This window comes from Lapidilactobacillus luobeiensis, assembly GCF_024345205.1.
Classification (GTDB): Bacteria; Bacillota; Bacilli; order Lactobacillales; family Lactobacillaceae; genus Lapidilactobacillus; species Lapidilactobacillus luobeiensis.
In genome coordinates this window covers 13,995-31,819 of record NZ_BROC01000032.1, presented here as the reverse complement: position 1 = coordinate 31,819, position 17,825 = coordinate 13,995, and the positions used below count along the sequence as shown (strand labels likewise).

Annotated in this window: 16 protein-coding genes and 1 tRNA gene; 13 read left to right on the top strand and 4 right to left on the bottom strand. The window is 45.8% G+C overall.

What is annotated here, in order from left to right; all coding sequences use genetic code 11:
• Positions 1–60: 60 nt before the first annotated feature.
• A complete protein-coding gene (locus OCU21_RS09905; RefSeq protein ID WP_261807246.1) occupies positions 61–498 on the bottom strand; it encodes a hypothetical protein in 438 nt (145 codons plus the stop codon).
• A 260-nt stretch (positions 499–758) separates the two neighbouring features.
• On the opposite strand from OCU21_RS09905, the gene OCU21_RS09900 reads away from it, so the two are divergent.
• Complete coding sequence (locus OCU21_RS09900) at positions 759–1,250, top strand: nucleoside deaminase (RefSeq protein WP_309297210.1); 492 nt, start codon at positions 759–761, stop codon at positions 1,248–1,250.
• Positions 1,251–1,451: 201 nt separating this feature from the next.
• On the opposite strand, the gene OCU21_RS09895 is transcribed toward OCU21_RS09900, so the two are convergent.
• Positions 1,452–2,339, bottom strand: a complete 888-nt coding sequence (locus OCU21_RS09895; RefSeq protein ID WP_261807245.1) for a LysR family transcriptional regulator — start codon at positions 2,337–2,339, stop codon at positions 1,452–1,454.
• 181 nt (positions 2,340–2,520) lie between these two features.
• On the opposite strand from OCU21_RS09895, the gene OCU21_RS09890 reads away from it, so the two are divergent.
• Positions 2,521–3,906, top strand: coding sequence for a hypothetical protein (locus OCU21_RS09890; RefSeq protein ID WP_261807244.1), 1,386 nt, complete (start codon positions 2,521–2,523; stop codon positions 3,904–3,906).
• A gap of 758 nt (positions 3,907–4,664) precedes the next feature.
• The gene (gene msrB, locus OCU21_RS09885) at positions 4,665–5,108 is read left to right on the top strand and encodes a peptide-methionine (R)-S-oxide reductase MsrB (protein WP_261807243.1); all 444 of its coding nucleotides are present in this window, start codon (positions 4,665–4,667) and stop codon (positions 5,106–5,108) included.
• Positions 5,109–5,337: 229 nt separating this feature from the next.
• Here the strand turns inward: msrB and OCU21_RS09880 are convergent, their stop codons facing one another.
• Positions 5,338–5,544, bottom strand: coding sequence for a hypothetical protein (locus OCU21_RS09880; RefSeq protein ID WP_261807242.1), 207 nt, complete (start codon positions 5,542–5,544; stop codon positions 5,338–5,340).
• A gap of 827 nt (positions 5,545–6,371) precedes the next feature.
• Between OCU21_RS09880 and OCU21_RS09875 the strand changes: the two genes are divergently transcribed.
• The 10 genes from OCU21_RS09875 (at position 6,372) to OCU21_RS09830 (ending at position 16,299) form a co-directional block, all read left to right on the top strand.
• Positions 6,372–7,658 carry a GHKL domain-containing protein gene (locus OCU21_RS09875; protein ID WP_261807241.1) on the top strand — a complete coding sequence of 429 codons (1,287 nt, stop codon included), beginning with the start codon at positions 6,372–6,374 and terminating at the stop codon, positions 7,656–7,658.
• Positions 7,659–7,666: 8 nt separating this feature from the next.
• On the top strand, positions 7,667–8,422 hold the full coding sequence (locus tag OCU21_RS09870; RefSeq protein WP_261807240.1) for a response regulator transcription factor: 756 nt from the start codon (positions 7,667–7,669) through the stop codon (positions 8,420–8,422).
• A gap of 737 nt (positions 8,423–9,159) precedes the next feature.
• Positions 9,160–10,149 carry an ABC transporter ATP-binding protein gene (locus OCU21_RS09865; RefSeq protein WP_261807239.1) on the top strand — a complete coding sequence of 330 codons (990 nt, stop codon included), beginning with the start codon at positions 9,160–9,162 and terminating at the stop codon, positions 10,147–10,149.
• A gap of 1 nt (position 10,150) precedes the next feature.
• Positions 10,151–10,933 (top strand): ABC-2 family transporter protein, encoded by a 783-nt coding sequence (locus OCU21_RS09860; protein ID WP_261807238.1) that lies wholly within the window; start codon positions 10,151–10,153, stop codon positions 10,931–10,933.
• Positions 10,934–10,935: 2 nt separating this feature from the next.
• Positions 10,936–11,733, top strand: coding sequence for an ABC transporter permease (locus tag OCU21_RS09855; protein WP_261807237.1), 798 nt, complete (start codon positions 10,936–10,938; stop codon positions 11,731–11,733).
• Positions 11,734–11,807: 74 nt separating this feature from the next.
• On the top strand, positions 11,808–12,521 hold the full coding sequence (locus OCU21_RS09850) for a Fic family protein (protein WP_261807236.1): 714 nt from the start codon (positions 11,808–11,810) through the stop codon (positions 12,519–12,521).
• Between the two features lie 53 nt (positions 12,522–12,574).
• Positions 12,575–13,645, top strand: a complete 1,071-nt coding sequence (locus tag OCU21_RS09845) for a hypothetical protein (RefSeq protein WP_261807235.1) — start codon at positions 12,575–12,577, stop codon at positions 13,643–13,645.
• Between the two features lie 525 nt (positions 13,646–14,170).
• Positions 14,171–14,368 (top strand): hypothetical protein, encoded by a 198-nt coding sequence (locus tag OCU21_RS09840; protein ID WP_261807234.1) that lies wholly within the window; start codon positions 14,171–14,173, stop codon positions 14,366–14,368.
• Between the two features lie 145 nt (positions 14,369–14,513).
• Positions 14,514–15,491 (top strand): C39 family peptidase, encoded by a 978-nt coding sequence (locus tag OCU21_RS09835; RefSeq protein WP_261807233.1) that lies wholly within the window; start codon positions 14,514–14,516, stop codon positions 15,489–15,491.
• Positions 15,492–15,510: 19 nt separating this feature from the next.
• A complete protein-coding gene (locus OCU21_RS09830; protein WP_261807232.1) occupies positions 15,511–16,299 on the top strand; it encodes a hypothetical protein in 789 nt (262 codons plus the stop codon).
• Positions 16,300–17,623: 1,324 nt separating this feature from the next.
• Here the strand turns inward: OCU21_RS09830 and OCU21_RS09825 are convergent.
• Positions 17,624–17,696 (bottom strand) — tRNA-Lys (locus OCU21_RS09825).
• Positions 17,697–17,825: the final 129 nt, after the last annotated feature.

Below are 17,825 nucleotides of genomic sequence, written 5' to 3'. Positions count from 1 at the left end.
CAGCGCCTTGAGACGCTGGCCAGTACATAGGGCTTATAGCCCTGGAGCAAACCACCCGTTTTACGGGTGGTTATGATATTCTAGGGCGCCGCGACCACCGACCAGTAAATAACAAAGGTTGTTGGCATCATCGATCGCCTCGACCAGGCGAACGGTGTGTAGCGCGATCTCATTGCCGACACCATCAAGAAATTCGGCGCCTTCAGCCATGATCACCAGCGGTTTTTTTAAAGTCCTTTCTAGGAAAAGTCGAGCCTGTTTATTCGATGATGAATAAAGGGTGGCTTCATATTTGAAAGTATCGCGAAATAGTAATTCACCATTCTTCTCACGGGCCTGATTAAAGCGTTTAGTGGTCAGTGGTAATGGATAAAGTTGAAAAATGTCGAAATTCATGTCCTCGGGGTTGGCGTTGACGAAAGCGCCACTTAAATAGTGACCGCGGTGGAAACTGTACGCGGCCCGTTCAGCAACGAAAAAATTGTTTTCTGCAGACATGTTCAAAGCTCCCTTCTAAATTAACTTAACATGAAGAACATTATACCGCAGAAATGTGCAAAATTATCTTTAAAAATTAGAAAAAACTAATTAGGGCTGCTACCACAAACAAAACTCTTGTGAGAATCCGACAAAATGCTTATTTTCTCAGAAAAGAACGTGGTTGTCAGGTGTAATTGTCGACGTTATCAGTTAGAATGTGAGATGGACCACTTTTTATCAACGTGCCGGAGCAAGTGGTCGATTAAGGAGGCATTGAAATGAGCCAAGAGACAAGCAATTATCAAAGCAAATTTATGCAGATCGCGATCCAAGAAGCAACGAGCAATGTGACGACTGGCGCTGGCGGTCCCTTTGGATCAGTGGTGGTCAAGGACGGTGTAGTCATCGCTCAGGGGCACAATCAGGTGCTGGAGAATAATGATCCCACGGCCCATGGTGAGGTCATGGCGATCAGGGCGGCTTGCGCTAAGTTAGGAACGCATGATCTTAGTGGGTGTCAACTTTATACCAACGCTTATCCTTGCCCGATGTGTTTGAGCGCGATCATTTGGGCCAACATCAAAACGACTTATTATGGCAACAATGCGCAAGACGCGGCGGCGATCGGCTTCCGCGATGATTATATCTACGACTATATCAAGGATGGTTGCACCGACATTGCCGTGCTTAAATTAGAACAGCATGAACGTGCGGCGACAATGGCGCCATTTTCGGCGTTTGCGGCTTCCTCGACAAAACAACTATATTGATCCCGACCTAAAAAATCCCCAAGACAGCGCGAGTTAGCCGAGCACTGACAGACTGAGCGGAAATCAAGAAGTCTGCTAGCAGAGATCGTAATTGCGGCGGGGGAAATGGCAAAGATTGAGTAGCGTATTTTTTATATTTAAAATTCGATCGTTTAAACCAAAGGTAGCTTTCATTGAAGAGATCAAGTCGACTTCAGGGGGTTATCTTTTTTTGGTGGGCGCTACCTGGGCTTTAACTGCTTCGAGAAAAGCTTGGGCGGCGCCAGAAAGAGGTAGATCCCGGGACCAGATCAAGCTGGCGTGGGCGTCTAGTCGTGGCGCTAGGGGAACAAAGACCAGTTCGCTGCCAGTGGTATTGATAATGCCATCAAGGCAAAGCACGGCACCTAAACCAGCTTGGGCCAACAGCGAAGCGTTATATAACAAATTATACTGAGCCACGACCTGTAAGTGGATCTGATTGCTGCCAAGCCATTGATCGAAGAGTTCATTGGTGCCATGTTGCTGAGAAACGATCAAGGGAAGTTTAGTCAGATCAGCAGGGTGGATCGTGGGTTGCGTGGCTAGCGGATCGTCACGCCGCAACAATAGTCCCCAAGTCGTTGTGCCAGGTAAACTTAAAAAATTGAATCCGGTTTTATCATGGGGTTCCATGATCACGCCAAAATCGAGGATCCCAGCGCGCATTTGTTGCTCAACACCAGTCGCGTCTGTGCTGGTGAAACTCATTTTGATCTTGGGCGCGCTTCGATGGAGCTGCTGGCTCGCCGCCGCTACGGTGGTCATCAGTGGAGCCTCGGCACAACCGATCAAAACTTGTCCTGTTAGTTCGGGTGTTTGTTGGAGATTGCCGACGGTTTTATCAGCTAAGGTCAGGATCTGCCGCGCTTGTTTAGCAAAATAATCACCAGCAGGTGTCAGCGTGATATTATGTTGGCCGCGTTCAAATAAAGTAACGCCTAATTCTGTTTCCAGATCTTTCAATTGACGCGAGATCGTTGGTTGAGAGACGTGCAATTTCTCGGCAGCACGTGAGATATTGCGTTCGCCGACCACGGTGATAAAGTAGCGTAAGACTCGAAGTTCCATGACTGAACGACCTCCTATAAAGCAGCTCAAAATCTTCTTCAGACCTAATTTGACTTATCTGTTTAGTATAGCATTCTTATGCCTAGTTCATGGACAAGGGTTTCAGTTTGAACTAACAGAAAATCAGCTTATAATCAAAGCAGTTAACTTATCTCCGTTTTAACGGTGCAGGAGGTCCATCTTGGTCAATATCACCCAAATCAAACAAAAAAGCGCACGTTTCTCCGCGCTTTTTCTCAAAATCACCAGCTTTACAGTCAACACGTTACCTTATTTACTGTTGCCGCAACTGATCTTACGCAGTAATATCGTCATCCTTAATGCCTTGCCTTATGTTTTGTTCTATACTTTCCGGCGCACAACGTTATTTCTGTTCCGCGGTTATCACCCTAAAGCGGAGCGTTTGGCGACTTGGGGCTTGAGCGCGGCGACACTCGGTTGTTTTCTCGGCCTTTTCGGTGGGCTGTCTCCCTTATTCTGGGATCTGGCCGGGGTCGGTGTTGGTATCGCAGCGGCATTGTTGCCGCCAGCGGTGCGGGTCTTTAATCAGCGCGGGCAAGCAGCGCAAACTGCTAAAATCAAATTCAGCGCGTTATATCAATATGGCGCACTTTTGCTTCTTTTGGGTTTGATCCAGCTAGACGGTGGTCGACTGATCGTTTGGTCTTTCGTGGGGATGTTGCTATACGTTGGTTTGGGTTGGTGGGGATTGTGGGCCAGTCCCTTACGTCAGCCTTTGGCGCCTGTGGTCTGGCACAATATAAAATTGTTTGGTCTCAATCTGTTATTGACCGGAGCGATTTTCTTGAGCTTGATCAATCTGCGCTTGGCCCGCAATGAAGGGACGATGCAGTCACTTTTGCGGGGGTTGACTGTTTTGGCGATCGTGTTACCGATCGCGCTCTTGATTTTTTCTTGGCGCTTGGCTCGAGGTAATGGCCGCTTGACTTGGACGATCCGTGCGCGTGGATTTTTGCGTGGACTTTGTATTGATTTTGTGGCTGTCTATGGCACGATCTATGTTTTCGTGATCTTAGGCAGTGGTTTCTATGTTTGGGTGATCCTGATGTATGTAGTGGCCATGGCGATCGGCACCCCTTTGCTGAAATTTCTTCAAGCCAAGATCCCCCAACTTAGTCTGGCCGATCTCAATCTGCTTTTGCTGGCGTTGGGCCTGGTGCTGACTTTTTGGCAGCCAGTCTACTTGGTGGGCATCCTGTGCTTGCGCATCGTTGTTGGTGAATTGAATCGGGAAGTGCTGGCGGAATTGGCTGGCGAAACGCCACTGACGACTGATGAAGAGTTTCTGGTGGCGCCACGACTTTTGGCTTTGGGCGGCCTATTCTTTCAAATGATGCTGTGGCTAGTAATGATGATCGTCGCCCAGCTCCGCGGGATCAAACTGGCTGGTCTGTTGACCTCCTATGCCCACAAAACTGTTTCCGCCAATTTCAGCGGGTTGATCGGCACGGTGCACTGGGTGATGGTTCTGATCGTACTGGCCGCGGCGTTGATCGTTTACCTGATCCAACAGCGACAAGCAAAAGCGGGGCGCGAGCTAAAGTAATTTGTCCACAGCTTGCGCTGCGAAATTCGGGGTGAGCTCGCTGTGGGCGTCACTTTGAGCTTTTCGGAAGGACGCCGAAAATCTCAAAGCTGAGCCTTGGTCTAAGTGGCATAGCCACTAAGACCAATTTCACGGCGATCTCACCCCGAATTTCTCCGCTCCAGCCGCTCAATGTTATAACAGCCGTTTGAGCACTCACGCCGACTGAAAAGCTATGGCCAATTGATGAGAGCCACGCAAATGACGGTCATGGCTAGTGGTCACCAGCTTTAAATTGGCGACACCAGTGAAGTCTACCTGATGAACAGAGCTAGTTTTCAGTGAATCAACTGAATCGATTGGTTTCCATCGAGGATTGTCTGGCAAGCAGGTAAAGACGTCCAACCGATGCAAACTGTACCAATCAACTAATCCAAATCCGTTGGCATTGCCGTATACCGCAAAAGTGGGCAATTGTTTGACCTTTAGCTTGCAAAACCACTTCGTCAAATCCTTCGCCTCGATTGCAGATCAGCTCAGTTCTGTTCAGCAACCGGCTGGGACTGCGGATTGGCTTCAAACGATGCCCACCACGTTCCAGTCCGCAACAGCAGTCCCAGCCGGTTGCACTTCCGCGCAACACCCACCACACCTGCAATTAATCCGCCTAAACAATTTCGATTGAAAGCCAACCACGGTAAGCAGAATAGTTGTCATCTCTCTCCGGCAAGCTACAATTAGGTTGTCAACAATCTAATTACCTGTTAGGAGTGAGTCTCATGCGAAAAACAACAGAATCTGCCGCCGATTTGAAACGGCGGCTGACCGCTGAACAATATGCGATCACCCAAAAAGCAGCCACCGAAGCGCCCTTTAGTGGTCAATATGATCGATTTTTTGAACCGGGGATCTATGTGGACGTGGTCAGTGGCCAACCTTTGTTCAGCTCCACGGATAAATATGATGCTGGTTGCGGCTGGCCTTCATTTACGCAACCGATCGATCCAGCCAATGTGGTCGAACACAGCGATCATTCTTTTGGGATGCATCGTCAAGAAGTTCGCAGTCAGGCAGCGGCCTCTCATTTGGGCCATGTGTTCCCAGATGGACCCGCAGATCGGGGCGGGTTACGTTATTGTATCAACTCCGCGGCCTTGCGCTTCATTCCCGTTGGTGAATTAGCTGCCGCCGGCTATGGTGAGTTTGCCCAGTTGTTTCAGTAGCCCGCTTATTTCAGCAGTTGTAGACTTAGCATCAATCGATCAGAGCACAATCAAACAGACGCTGCCCCCAAGGGAACAGCGTCTGTTTTGTGGCTGAGTACGCCAGTATCGTAATATTAACAGCGAAATGTCAATGTGGGTTTGGGATCGCGTCGCCGCGGTTGCGAATGGTTCACGCTGGGTTTACCAGGACTGTTCTTTGTCAGTCCAATGGTTAGCGCCGATCGTTCTAACCGCGCGCTTGCTTGCGGGTGGTGCGGGCGGTCATGAGATATTTCCCCAGAAAGCCACCCAAGGTGATGGCAACGGCCAGCCACCACTTGAAAGTGATGGCAGTGAACAGCGTCAATAACCAATTGATCAGTAGCAGCCCGCCTAACGTCAGTATTAAATTGATTATTTGTTTTTTAGTCCAGAATTCCTTGAAAAATGTCATTGTAGATACTCCTTTTCTAAGATGTGTTCGCCGGGTCAGCTTCTTGAGCTTAGCTACGCTTGGTATAATATATCAACGAGAGATACACGATCAACGGAATTGACGCCGAGTAAGCAGAGTTGGCACCCGAAAAAATTCTGTTTAAAATCATGATCGCCAATCCGATAATCAAGACTGTCGTAAAGCGCCAATTACCGTTTTTCCAAAATTCAATTTTCATTTTGCGCCTCCGGTTCCTCAAGCAAATTAATTCAAATCTCACCGCGAAAGACACGCTTACCAGTAATTAAACTTGCGAATTTATACCAGTATCTTTCGAGTTGCCTAAGTAACTGCCCTGCTGCGATCGTCCGCTTTAGATATGATCGACTCAATTTCACACGAGCAAAATTCCAATGAAATTTGACCCCCATGATTCCCTCGTGATAAGTGACGCCCGTCATTCGTGTATTTTCGATAACTCTTTGACCCATTTCAGCATACATGAAATTTGTTTAAGATTGATGCCCGCCTTCCCGATATTGGTGATGGTTGCGCTGACATTACCAGTATATTACCGTTGAGTGGCTTATGGTATAATAATTCCTGAACATAGTCACAATCCTTCCTGAATGAGCCGAGTGGGTTTAAAAATCGGTTTCAGGAATGAAATCACAGTGGCTCAGGATGTTTTTCAGCCAGTTTGTCAAAATTAGCTTACCGTTGAAGAACGGGGAACAACAATGGCTTCAGTCAGCGCAGCAGTGTTGAGCCACCAGTTCTTTTTATTACTTAAGTTTTGTTGGAACTAGCCTAAATTTACAATCAAGCAACTGGGGAGATTCGTGATGACGATTGAAACGAAGCCTTATCTATTAAGAATGACGATCGACCTGATCTACTATTATGTGATTCTGTTTGGTCTACGGCCGCGGATCACTGGCGCGCAGAAAGCCTGGATGTTAGCCTTGTTTTTGCCGCTAACTTTTTTCTTGCGGTTATTCGGTCAATTCGCTGATGTTCTGCTGGTAGTCAGTAGTTATTTTGTGTTAGCTGGGTTTCGGCGTTTTCAACGGGTCACGTTGAATGAAACGGTTTTGAGTGTCTTGATCAAGTATTTGACGTCGTTGACGATTTCGGTGCTGACGTATTTTGTGGCGGAGATGGATACACTCAAAAGTTATCCCTTTGTTTTGGCGCAGTTGGCGGGGCAGTTGGCGCTGATTCTGTTGATTTTGCGCATCGCCAAACATTTCGAGGTCGCGCAGTTCGTGCAGGAGAATAGTAGCGCGCTATCTTCGGCGTTATTGATTTACTTATTCTTGGTGGCCTTATTATTGGACTATGCCGCTCGTTATTACCGTGCCTTTGATCGCTTTATTGTTGGGATCACGGCGTTTTTGCTGGTGCAGTCGGCCTTCATCGCCTTGGTTTTTATTCGCTCGCGAGCCAAGCAGACCAAGAAATATCAGGATCAATTATTGCAACAAGAGTTAGCCAGCTTGCGCCGCTATACGGATTCATTGGAACGACAAGATCATGATTTAGCGGTCTTTCGCCATGATTACAAAAATTTATTGCTAAGTCTCAAGGCCAGTGCCGCGACGGATAATGCCGGCGCTTTGCTGACACAAATCGCTGGTCTCGAGGATTATTCGGAGCAGTTCTTCCACGAGCGCCGCTTTAATTATCAAAGTTGTCATAATGTCCATAATTCGTATTTGAAAAGTTTGATCATCGCGAAATTATCCGTGGCTAACGCCCAGAAAATCGCGTTTCAGGTTGAGTGTCAGGAGCCGCTGACGGCGTTGCCGCTGCCAATTTTTGACGGGGTGCGGCTGTTAGGTATTTTGCTGGACAACGCGATCGAGGCGGCCGCTGTTAGTGAGGCGCGGCAGGTGCGGTTATTACTGTATCAAGATCAGCAACAAGTTGAGTTTCTCGTGGAGAACAGCTGTGCCGCCACGCCGCTCTCGTCAGAAAAATTGGCGGTCGCAGGTTATTCGACTAAACCGGGCCACTCAGGCTTAGGCTTGGCTAATATTCAAGCGATCCAACGAAAATATGACAACGTGTTCGTGCAGTATCAACAACAGCAGGGTCAATTTACGACCCAAGTCATCTTGATGAAGTAGGTGAAAGCATGGGCTATCCGATTATTATTTGTGAAGACCAAACTGACCAGCGCCAGCAGATCGTGACGATCATTCAAAACTATCTGCTGTTTCATCATGACCAGTTTCGGCTGGTTTTGCAGACACCGGAACCCAGCGCCGTTCAGCAATATTTACGGCAAAGTCACGTGAAGCAGGGCATCTACTTTCTCGATATTGACTTGCGCCAGCAGATCGATGGTATTCAGTTGGCCACGGAGATCAGAGCGGCCGATCCCCAAGCGAAGATCATTTTCACCACCGCTCATACTGAGTTGTTGCCCTTGACCTTGAAACGGCGGGTGGAGGCGCTGGGCTTTATTGACAAAGCGCAAGCGCCGGAAAGTTATCGCGCCGAGGTCGTGGAACTGCTAACGCTGGCGCAACGGCGGTTGGACGCCACCTTGATTGATGCGCAGCGGGCCTTTGTTTTCTCGGTAGGGAGTCAAGTGTTCACGCTGGATTTTCAAGATGTTCTCTTCGTGGAAGCCGCCGCCCAGCCCCACCGGCTCACGTTGCGGACCCGCTTTGGTCAGTATGAGTTTTATGGCAAACTGGCCGAGATCGGCGCCGCCTACCCGGACTTGATGAAGGTCAGCCGCTCCTGCCTGATCAATCCTGAAAATATTTTCGCTGTCGATTTCAAAACACGCCAGATCAGTTTCCCCGCGGCGGTCACGCGGCCCTTCGCCTTGGGCAAGGTCCACCAGTTGCGCGAGTATTTGCGGCGGCGCGAGGAGCGTTGAACGCAACCGGCCCGCTGCCGCCAGATCCGCGCCAGCTTCAGTAAAACGTGTCAAAAGTAGTGCTCACCTCGGACAGTGATGGGCGCTATTTTTGTGTCAACTTTTCAGCTGACGCCCTGTTTCTCTAAAGCAAATGGTCAGCAGGATCAGACTTTACGAATAAGTAGCAAGCCCGATTTTCTAACTGAATTGAATAGAATCAAAAAAGTGGGCCAATTCACCAGTCAAATGAGATTTTGGTTATCAATTATGAGGAACCGGCTGCTGCAATTCTTGATAAAATTGGGACAAGGTCGAAAATAATTGCAGATATGATTAGAAAAAATCAGATAAACGGAATCGTTTTGTTATTTTTGGAAAATTTCATTGTTGTTATCAAATCAAAGTGATAGTCTTTGTTTATGAATGATCAGGGATTAACGCGTCAACACGCGAAAATATCGGCAAAATATTTTTTTCGGATTATCATAATTCAACCAGTTGATCTAATTTTTCTGCCAGTATTTTCGCTTTTCAAAGTGCTGGTCATTCTTTATTTAGAGCCACTCGGTTTCAGGTTACCGATAAAAGTGCGGGACAGAATTTTGATCATCCGTGCCCAGAGTGAGCGTTAAACGCGGGTTTACTGAATTTGGCGTAGCTAAGGCAACAAATTAGCGCCGACAATGCGATCCCCATGCCTCGGGAGTTTTATTGGTTATAAGATCCTTTATCAAGTCTATTGAAGTTGGTGAAACATGGAAAATGAATTAATTACAGTCAAACAGGTGACGATGAATTATCGGGTTCGTGAAGCGGATCAATCGAGAAATAAACTGAGCAATTTCCTTCATCCCAATTATCGAACGATCAATGCGCTAGCAAACATTAATTTTCAGGTGCGCGCGGGCGATGTTCTCGGCTATGTTGGTGAGAATGGGGCGGGGAAATCCACCACGATCAAGATTCTCCTGGGTATCTTGCGCAAAACATCCGGCTCGGTAACTGTTTTGGGACACGACCCCATGGCTGAGCGGAAAAAAATCGCCCCCCGCGTCGGCACGCTAATGGGGCAAAAATCCCAGCTTTGGTGGGAATTGCCTTTGCAGGATTCGTTTTACTTTCTTCAAAAAATGTATCAGCGGACTGATCACGCGGATCAAATTTGGCTGGCTGAATTAGTTGAGCGGCTACAGGTCGAGTCATTTCTCAAGCAACCGGTGCGGGAATTGTCTTTGGGCCAGCGGATGCGCGGCGAGTTCATCGCGGCGTTGCTCCATCAACCAGAAATTGTTTTTCTGGATGAACCGACCTTGGGGCTGGATGTCGCGACCAGGGCCGCCGTTTTGGACTTGTTGCTCCAGATCAATCGGGAGCAGCGGACCACGATTTTGTATACGTCCCATGAAATGGCCGACGTGGAGAAAATCGCGAACCGCTTATTATTGTTGGAGCAAGGTCAGGTCGGGTATGACGGTGACTTGGATCGCTTTAAAGATCAATACGCGGCTTACCAGCGGGTGGCGGTCCAAGGGGTCACGGATTTGAAAACCATTCCCGGGGTCACGATTTATCAACGCAACAACACGAACATCATTTGCTTGCTTGATCAGCGCTTGATCACGACGACCGCCTTTATTCAGCAGGTCCCTTTGTTAACGCAACAAGCAGTCAAAGGGATCGCGGTCTTGCCCAATGATCTGGAAATGATCTTGCTGTTGCGCGCCCAGCGGAAAGGGGGCGCTTGAGGTGATTCTTGCCTATATTTCTTGTCAATTCAAACGCCAAAGCTACTATTATTTCGACACGATCATGACGGTGGTGGGGGCGTTATTAGCGGCGGGCATTCAATACTTCGTCTGGACTTCCACGCAAAAAACGGGGAATATCAGTTTGGCGGCCAGTGAAATGATTTCCAGCTACGCGATTTTGGCGACCGCCTACACGATCCTGATGCCAGCCGCCGAGATCTCGAAAACGATCGCTTATCAAGTCAAAAAAGGGACGATCATTTATGATTTCGTGCGGCCGCTTGATTATTGGAAAAACATCTTTTTCACGCAGTTGGGTAAATCACTGTACTTGACCCTGTTCACCATTTTCCCGCTGATCCTGATTTATGTTTTCGTGTTCAAGATCAACTTCATGGTCGCCAAGAATTTCAGGGCCGTCCTTTTGACGCTGCTGGTTTTGTTGCTGGGGTATTTGTTGTCCTTCGTGATGGGATTTCTGCTTGGTATTCTCTCCTTTGTCACCTTCCGCAACGGGGGCATGCTGTCGCTTTATACGGGGTTGGTCATGATTTTCGGCGGGGGAATGTTGCCGATCACGATCTATCCCCACTGGTTGGCGGCGGTGGCCAAGGTCACCCCCTTTTATGCGATGCAGGGGCTACCGTTGCTGACGTTGACGATGTCTGAGATCAGTTGGCGGCAGTTATACCCGCAGCTGGTCTGGTTGCTGATCTTGATCCTGATCACGACGCAGGTCTACAGCAAAATGCGCGCGCACATTGAAATCGCGGGAGGCTAGCCATGCTAAAAATCAAACGCTATCTCAAACTTTATCGAGATTTTTTCAAAATGGATATTCGGCGCATCGGGTTATATCGCGCCAATCTCTTGACCAGTAGCCTGGGCTATTTGCTTGACTCGCTGGCGACCTTCTTTTCGATCTGGTTGATCTTGAATCAAGTGGGGTCGATCTACGCCTGGGGTATTTCAGAAATGTTTGCCTTATTTACGTATACCTTGTTTTTATTGTCGATTTGGGAGTTCTTTTTCGTGAACACGCTGGAAATCCCTTTTTTGATTTTCGATGGTGAATTGGATATTTTCTTAGTTCGACCGGTCAACGACCTGTTTCAATTTATCATTTTCGAATTGGATGAGGAATCGATTTTTGAGATCATTGTCTCGTTTTTAATGTTTTTAGGCGCCCTGGCATCCTGTCAGATCGTCGCCGGTCCGGGCAAGATCTTGATTTTCATCTTGGCCACATTCTCGGCGCTCATGGGCTTAGAGGCGATTTACTTAACGATTTCGTCCACCGCGTTTTGGTTCACCTCAACGGAAGGACTGAAATCGATCATCTACCAGATCCTTCAACTGAATCGCTACCCATTGGAGATCTATCCCAACTTTGTCAAGATCATCATGACGATCATCCCCTTTGGCCTGTACGGCTATTATCCGCTCTCGCTGTTGTTGTTCCCGCAATCGTCCTGGACCGCCACCCTTTATGTGATCTTGAGTGGGCCGGTCTTTCTCTTGATCGCCTATTTTGGCGTTTGGAAAGTCGGACTCAGACATTACACCAGTGCGGCCGGCTAGCGTGCTGTGTTATTCTGGGGTGTTGATGATGGGCGGCAAATGAATAGTAAAAGAAGTATTTTGGAGGGAAGCAGATGGACTATCCAAACAAATTTAAACTGACCCCTGATCAGAACAGAAGCTTTACTAAAAGAAATTTTACTAAGTTAGTCCAAAATACCGCGCGGTTTGAAGGCGTTCAGACCACGCTATCACAAACCCAGATGATTATGGATGGTCTAGGTGTTGCGGGTGTTTCGATCGATGACAGCAACGTAATTGTTCAGGTGAAGCTTGGCTGGGAATTTATCATTACGCATTCGGATCCTTTAGGCTTTAGGCTGGAACAGCAATTGAACCTGATTGTGGCAAAATTCGATTCACTTGCGCCTGGTGAAGTTCGCAGTGGTAACGGTAGTGTTGCGCTGGGAGAAGCTGACGACTTTATCCCGCCTGAAATCAATCAGCGTCAAGAAGAAGCTTATGTTGCGCAATTGCTGGGAAGTCAACTAACTACAACTGATCGCGCCTTAACATTGCTTTATCATAATATGCGCCAACAGATTTTTTGGGATGGCAACAAGCGAACAGCAATTTTGGCTGCGAATAAAATTATGATCGATGGTGGGGCCGGATTAATCAATGTGCCGCTTGATCGCTGGCCAGAATGGAATAATCAAATTGCGGAATACTATCGTACTAACGAAATGGATCAAATCAAAACTTGGACATATGAGAATGGCATTCAAGGAATTAAAATAGCTAAGAAACGCAGGCCGTCACAAGATAATGGATTGGGATTGTCTTGATCAAATTATAGGGAGTTTGCCAAAGAGCCAGGGCAAAGGGGGGGAGAAGAACATTGAAAAAGGTTACAAAAATAATGATTTTGGGCGCAATGACACTTGCTTTGGGCGCCTGTGGTAATAAGGCCAATGATGCAGCAACGAAGGCTAAGTCGGAATTGACCACTTTAAATAAGCAGGTCATAGGATTATATTCTACAAAAAACCTAGAGTTTCCAGCCAAAGGATTATCTGGTAAGAAAACTGATAAGGCTGAAAAGCAATACGCGAAGACTTACAAATTGCGCGGTGATTTGACTAAAGTACAAAAGAAAAAACTGACGGCTAACGGTAAGCAAATTGAAGCTGCTAAGAAGATCTTAATGGTTCAAACAGATCTCAAGAAAGCCTTAGATAAAGACGATGTGCTTGTTGATGCAGACTTCGATAATTCCAACTTGAATACAGACTTTAATACTGTAAAAAAGGTCAAGCCAAAATATGCTGCTAGCATTGCCGATAAAGTTGAGCTGATTGAGCTAGAGATTAAAGCTATTGGCCTAACTAAGAGCGCAACAGATGGCGAAAATAAGCAGGAGGCTGTTGATCAGGCAAAGGCTGCGATCAATGCCATAAAAAACGAGAAATTCAAGGCAACTTATCTGGCAAAGTTACATCCAGTAGAAGTTGCTATTAAGCAAGCAGCAGATGCAGTAGCGGAAGCGAGTAAAAAAAATGATGCAGCAACCACGAATAGCGTAAATAGGCAGACTGGCTCTACGAGTGAATCAACTGGATACACAACCGCTAGTGGACAACAGACAGCAGGTGATCGTTATAATACAAATTCTGGTAGCACGACAAATAATGCGTATTCACCAAGCAGTGGTACTGGAAATAGTTCGGAAACTGTAATCAAGCAGCCGACAACAGGAACGAATAGTAGTGGAGGAACAACCACGCCAGCTAAAAAGCCAGTGACAAATATTACACCTATTGGCGTTGGTGGCACGTTCAATACAATGGCTGAAGCAATGGCCTCATTAAAAAAGGCAATTAATGATTCGGATACAGACCATATTGGTCATGCTTATACCGTGTTATACAGTGATAATTCCATTAAATATTCATGGACATGGGACGATTAGTCTTATAAAAGGCTGTGATTTTCTACACGGTCTTTTTTTATGCGAAAAAAATTTCTAGGAGGGTAAATAAATTGAATAGGGCACGTGTGTAACTTAATAAAACAATTAGGTTCTTCTTTTTTGCAAATTTATAAGGGAGAGAAAAAATGGCAAAGAAAAAGCAACAGTGTACAGGCCGCATCAGGATATGTTTACGCAGATGCTGGCCTAAACTATGCTAATACGGACACTAATTGGACAAATTTATCGGGGTCAGCAATACGTGAATACGGATTTGTTGGTAAAAGGCTCAATGGCGCTGGTGGGCCAATTGTATTCTGCACTGAACTAGGTGTACCCGTAAATATGGGAAACAACCCCGGATACAATATTGTTACCGCAGATGGAACTGTCTGGGTATAAAAAGGCGATGTAGTCGATACTCAAACCACGAATGTAGCCGTAACCTCTATTTCAATCACCGCTGATAATGAATTGCAGACCGTTAAGATCAACATACCAAAAATTGACGAGAATTTTGTTGGTGTGATTGATGGCAATCCGACTTGGAAAAACGAGCCATCAAATGGTAAAGTATTCGGCTTGTATACGAGTGCAGTAATGACTACAAACGGGAAAACAATTGCCGCCAACACGTTATTGGCAAAAGCAACAACCAAAGCCGGATCAGCTGAGTTTGAAACTAAATTGTTACCTAATTGCTTGAGATTTTTTGGAGGATAGGAATTGATATGAGAACATGATTATCATACGAATAAATGCTGATGAAACAACGCTTTGAAGCTGTTCTTTTATTTATTTTTTGTCACATTGTGTTATAATTGAACTAATGAATTGATGATTTTTTGGGGAAAAGGGAGTTCATAAAATGAAAATAAATAAAAAGTTTAAAGTGGCAATTACACTAGGGGTAATGGCGGTTGTTTTAGGGGCTTGCGGTGGAAATAAAGCTATCAATAAAGACTCGGATTCTGTCAAAGTAGCAACAACGACCAAGGCTAAAAAAACAAACAAGAAAGTGGTCAAGAAGGCTGCCAAGGCAGATTCAAAAAAGGCTTCTGAAAAAACTGAAAGTAAAGCCGAAAAGAGTTCTTCAACTGAGAAGAAAGCCGATACGTCAGCACAAAAGGCTGGAGCGGCTACAAAGAGCCAAGTAGAGGCGCCAGCGAGAACGCAGAGTGCACCGGCTGCCTCATCGAGTAGTCGACAAAATGCCGTTACTGCTCCAGCCACTTCTCAGAAAACACCAAACACGCCAGCGCCGGCACAGCCGAAGCAACCGGCTTCAAACAGTTCCTCCACTAATGTTCAACAGCCTCAACAAATTGTGTTGGGTGTTCCTTATATCAGTCAAGGATCTACAATGCTCTGTGAGGGAACATCATTGTTAGAGGCGTTACACTATAAGGGTGTAACGAACCAAAGTCTGATGAGCTTTGTCAATCTAATGCCACGAGCAAGCGACAATAACCCGTATAATGGCTTTGCCGGGGAATGGCGGCATAATGTTAATGGTACGTATCAAGGAATGATGGCCGGGCCTGTCGTTCAATGGGCTGCCAAGGCCGGGGGTCGCGCAACTCAAATTAGTGGTCCTGGTGCAATTAAAAATGCGCTTAGAAATGGGAACCCAGTTGTAGCGTGGATCGTTTATGGCTTTGAAAGTCCACAATTCAAGCAAATGAGCTGGGGCCGAGCTGTTTGGAATAGTCACGTTGTCTGCGTGGATGGATTTAAGGCGAACGGTTACCACATCGTTGATCCTAATGCCGGATCATATTGGGTTACAGCTAGTGCGTTTGAATATTCTAATTCAGTGAGCGGAATGGCCGTGTCTGTCGGTTAGGTTTTTGAGGGAGTAGAAAATGAAGACAAACAAGAAACTTAAAATGGCGGTTACACTAGGATTACTGATGATTATTTTAGGGGCCTGCGGTGAGAATAAAGCTGTTAACAAAGATTCGGATCTAAGTTCAGTGAAAGTGGCAACAACGACCAAGGCTAAGAAATCAAATAAGAAGGTAGCCAAAAAAGCTACGGAGACAGATCCAGAAACTGCTTCTGAAAAATCTGAAAGTAAGGCTGAAAAGAGTTCTTCAACAGAGGAGAGCTCAGAAAGCAAAAAATCAGACAAAAAGGAAACTAAAACAAAAAGTAAGTCGGGATCGAAATCAAGTAAGAAGTCTAGTTCTAAAAAGTCTAGTTCTAAAAAGTCGGAAAGTAAGAGTAGTAAGCAAGTGGCGGCAGTCAGTTCAAGTAAAAAGACTAATCAAACTGTTAGCAAGCCGACAACGCCAGCTAAGCCTACTAAACCAACGACACCGACAAAACCGACTAAGCCAGTAGAACCGACAAAACCAACGACACCAACAAAACCAACAAAACCAACAGAACCGACTAAGCCGACTGAACCTACTAAGCCAACGACACCAACAAAGCCAACAGAACCAACGAAACCCGTTAAGGTTTATCCAATTGGTCGTGTAGGTGCGGGTGGACTTTATAAAACGTATGAGGAAGTATATGTGGCAGTTCGGCAGGCAATGCTGGATTCCACTAATCCTAATGATGATTCAGCACATTCATTTGGTGTAGAAATGAGTGATGGCTCTACGTGGTGGTCTTGGGAATATGATTATCAAATGCCAAATTAGTTCTTGCATTTAGTCTTTTTGAGAGAATAGGGAGTTGAAAAAAATGAAATTAGTAAAATGGCGCTCGCCAAAATGGGCGCTTTTTGATTAACGATAGATGGTTTTTACTTTTGGGATTAAGATAATCAGTGACGAGGCTATCAGTAATTTAATAAGCAATAAACATAAGAAAATCTGTGGCCAGAACGGTCTAGCAGAAGCGGAACGACTAGGGATAGGCTGGTTTTTTCTGAAATTGATTTGAATAGCTTATTCATAGTTACAACGCTGCTGCTATCAGAACACGAGCCTTTTAAGTTGCGAGAATTGTGAGCCTGAGAATCAAGGTGCGACTAAAAAAGCTCAGCGATAATCAGCTGCGCGATTTTCCTGTTCATCTAATGAAATTATTCCTCTACCCCTTTTGGCTTTAGTAACTTGAATAATCTGGTTTCCCTTGACACCTTGAGTTAGTGTTTTGTTAGTACTCCGGATGCCATTTTCGTATCTAAATCGTTTCAAGTCAAGGCATTCACCACGGCGGATACCAGTGAAGGTTAGCGCTCGAAATAATTGAGTGGCGGCGTCTTTTTCGATGTGAGTGAAAGTTGAATGCTAATAAAGATTGGTCCTTTTGAACAGCTTAAAACTGATTAGTCCAGTTGCAATTAACAAATACTCGTGGCAGCTAAATTTAACAGCTCAAAATGAAAATTCGCACCAATTGAATTGGCTGGCGAAATCTCTGCTAAACATACATATTTATTAAAAATGAGTAATAAAGGGGTTAAATAAAAAATCAGCCATTCAGGGTGCGTTGTTAGAGTAAGGATCGGCCCCAAAATAAAATTTGTCTGTGGTGAGAGTAAGAAGACACCGGTAATCAGGATGATAACTATAAATAGCATGACGATCACTGACCTAGTGAACAGATAGTGCCATTAAAAGTAAAATAGTGCCTAAATTCACGTTTCATGTTAATACACTTCCATTTGTTGAAGCGTTTCTTTTGCGATCAGGGTAAGACCAACTAGCACCAAAATACTGGCTAGTAAATCAAGTGGCCAATTTGCGGCCGACAATTTCAATAAAAAATGATCGGTATTGGCAAATGTGAGTCCAACCAAGCGCCAAGTATTGTTAACTATTCGGTTTGTGGAATGGGCAGATCGAACTAATAGGGAAAGCTCCGTCTACTAGTAATGCGAGTGCTTACACAAAAAAGGCGAGCTATTACCAAACCACATCAATGATGTTTATATAAGGATAATAGAATGACAAGACACAAAAAAACCAGCAACCACGGCGACTGAACGCTGCGTGATCACTGGTTAATATCGATTGATGGGTGGTCAGGGGATCGAACCCTGGACCCACGGATTAAGAGTCCGTTGCTCTGCCAGCTGAGCTAACCACCCAAGTAAATCTGACGACTTAAATATCTTAGCATAGGAAAGCGGGACTAGCAACCCTTCTAAGAACTTTTTCTTGATTTTTTTCTAATTATTGACGAAACTAGAGCTGGATTCTACTGATCTTGCGTAATT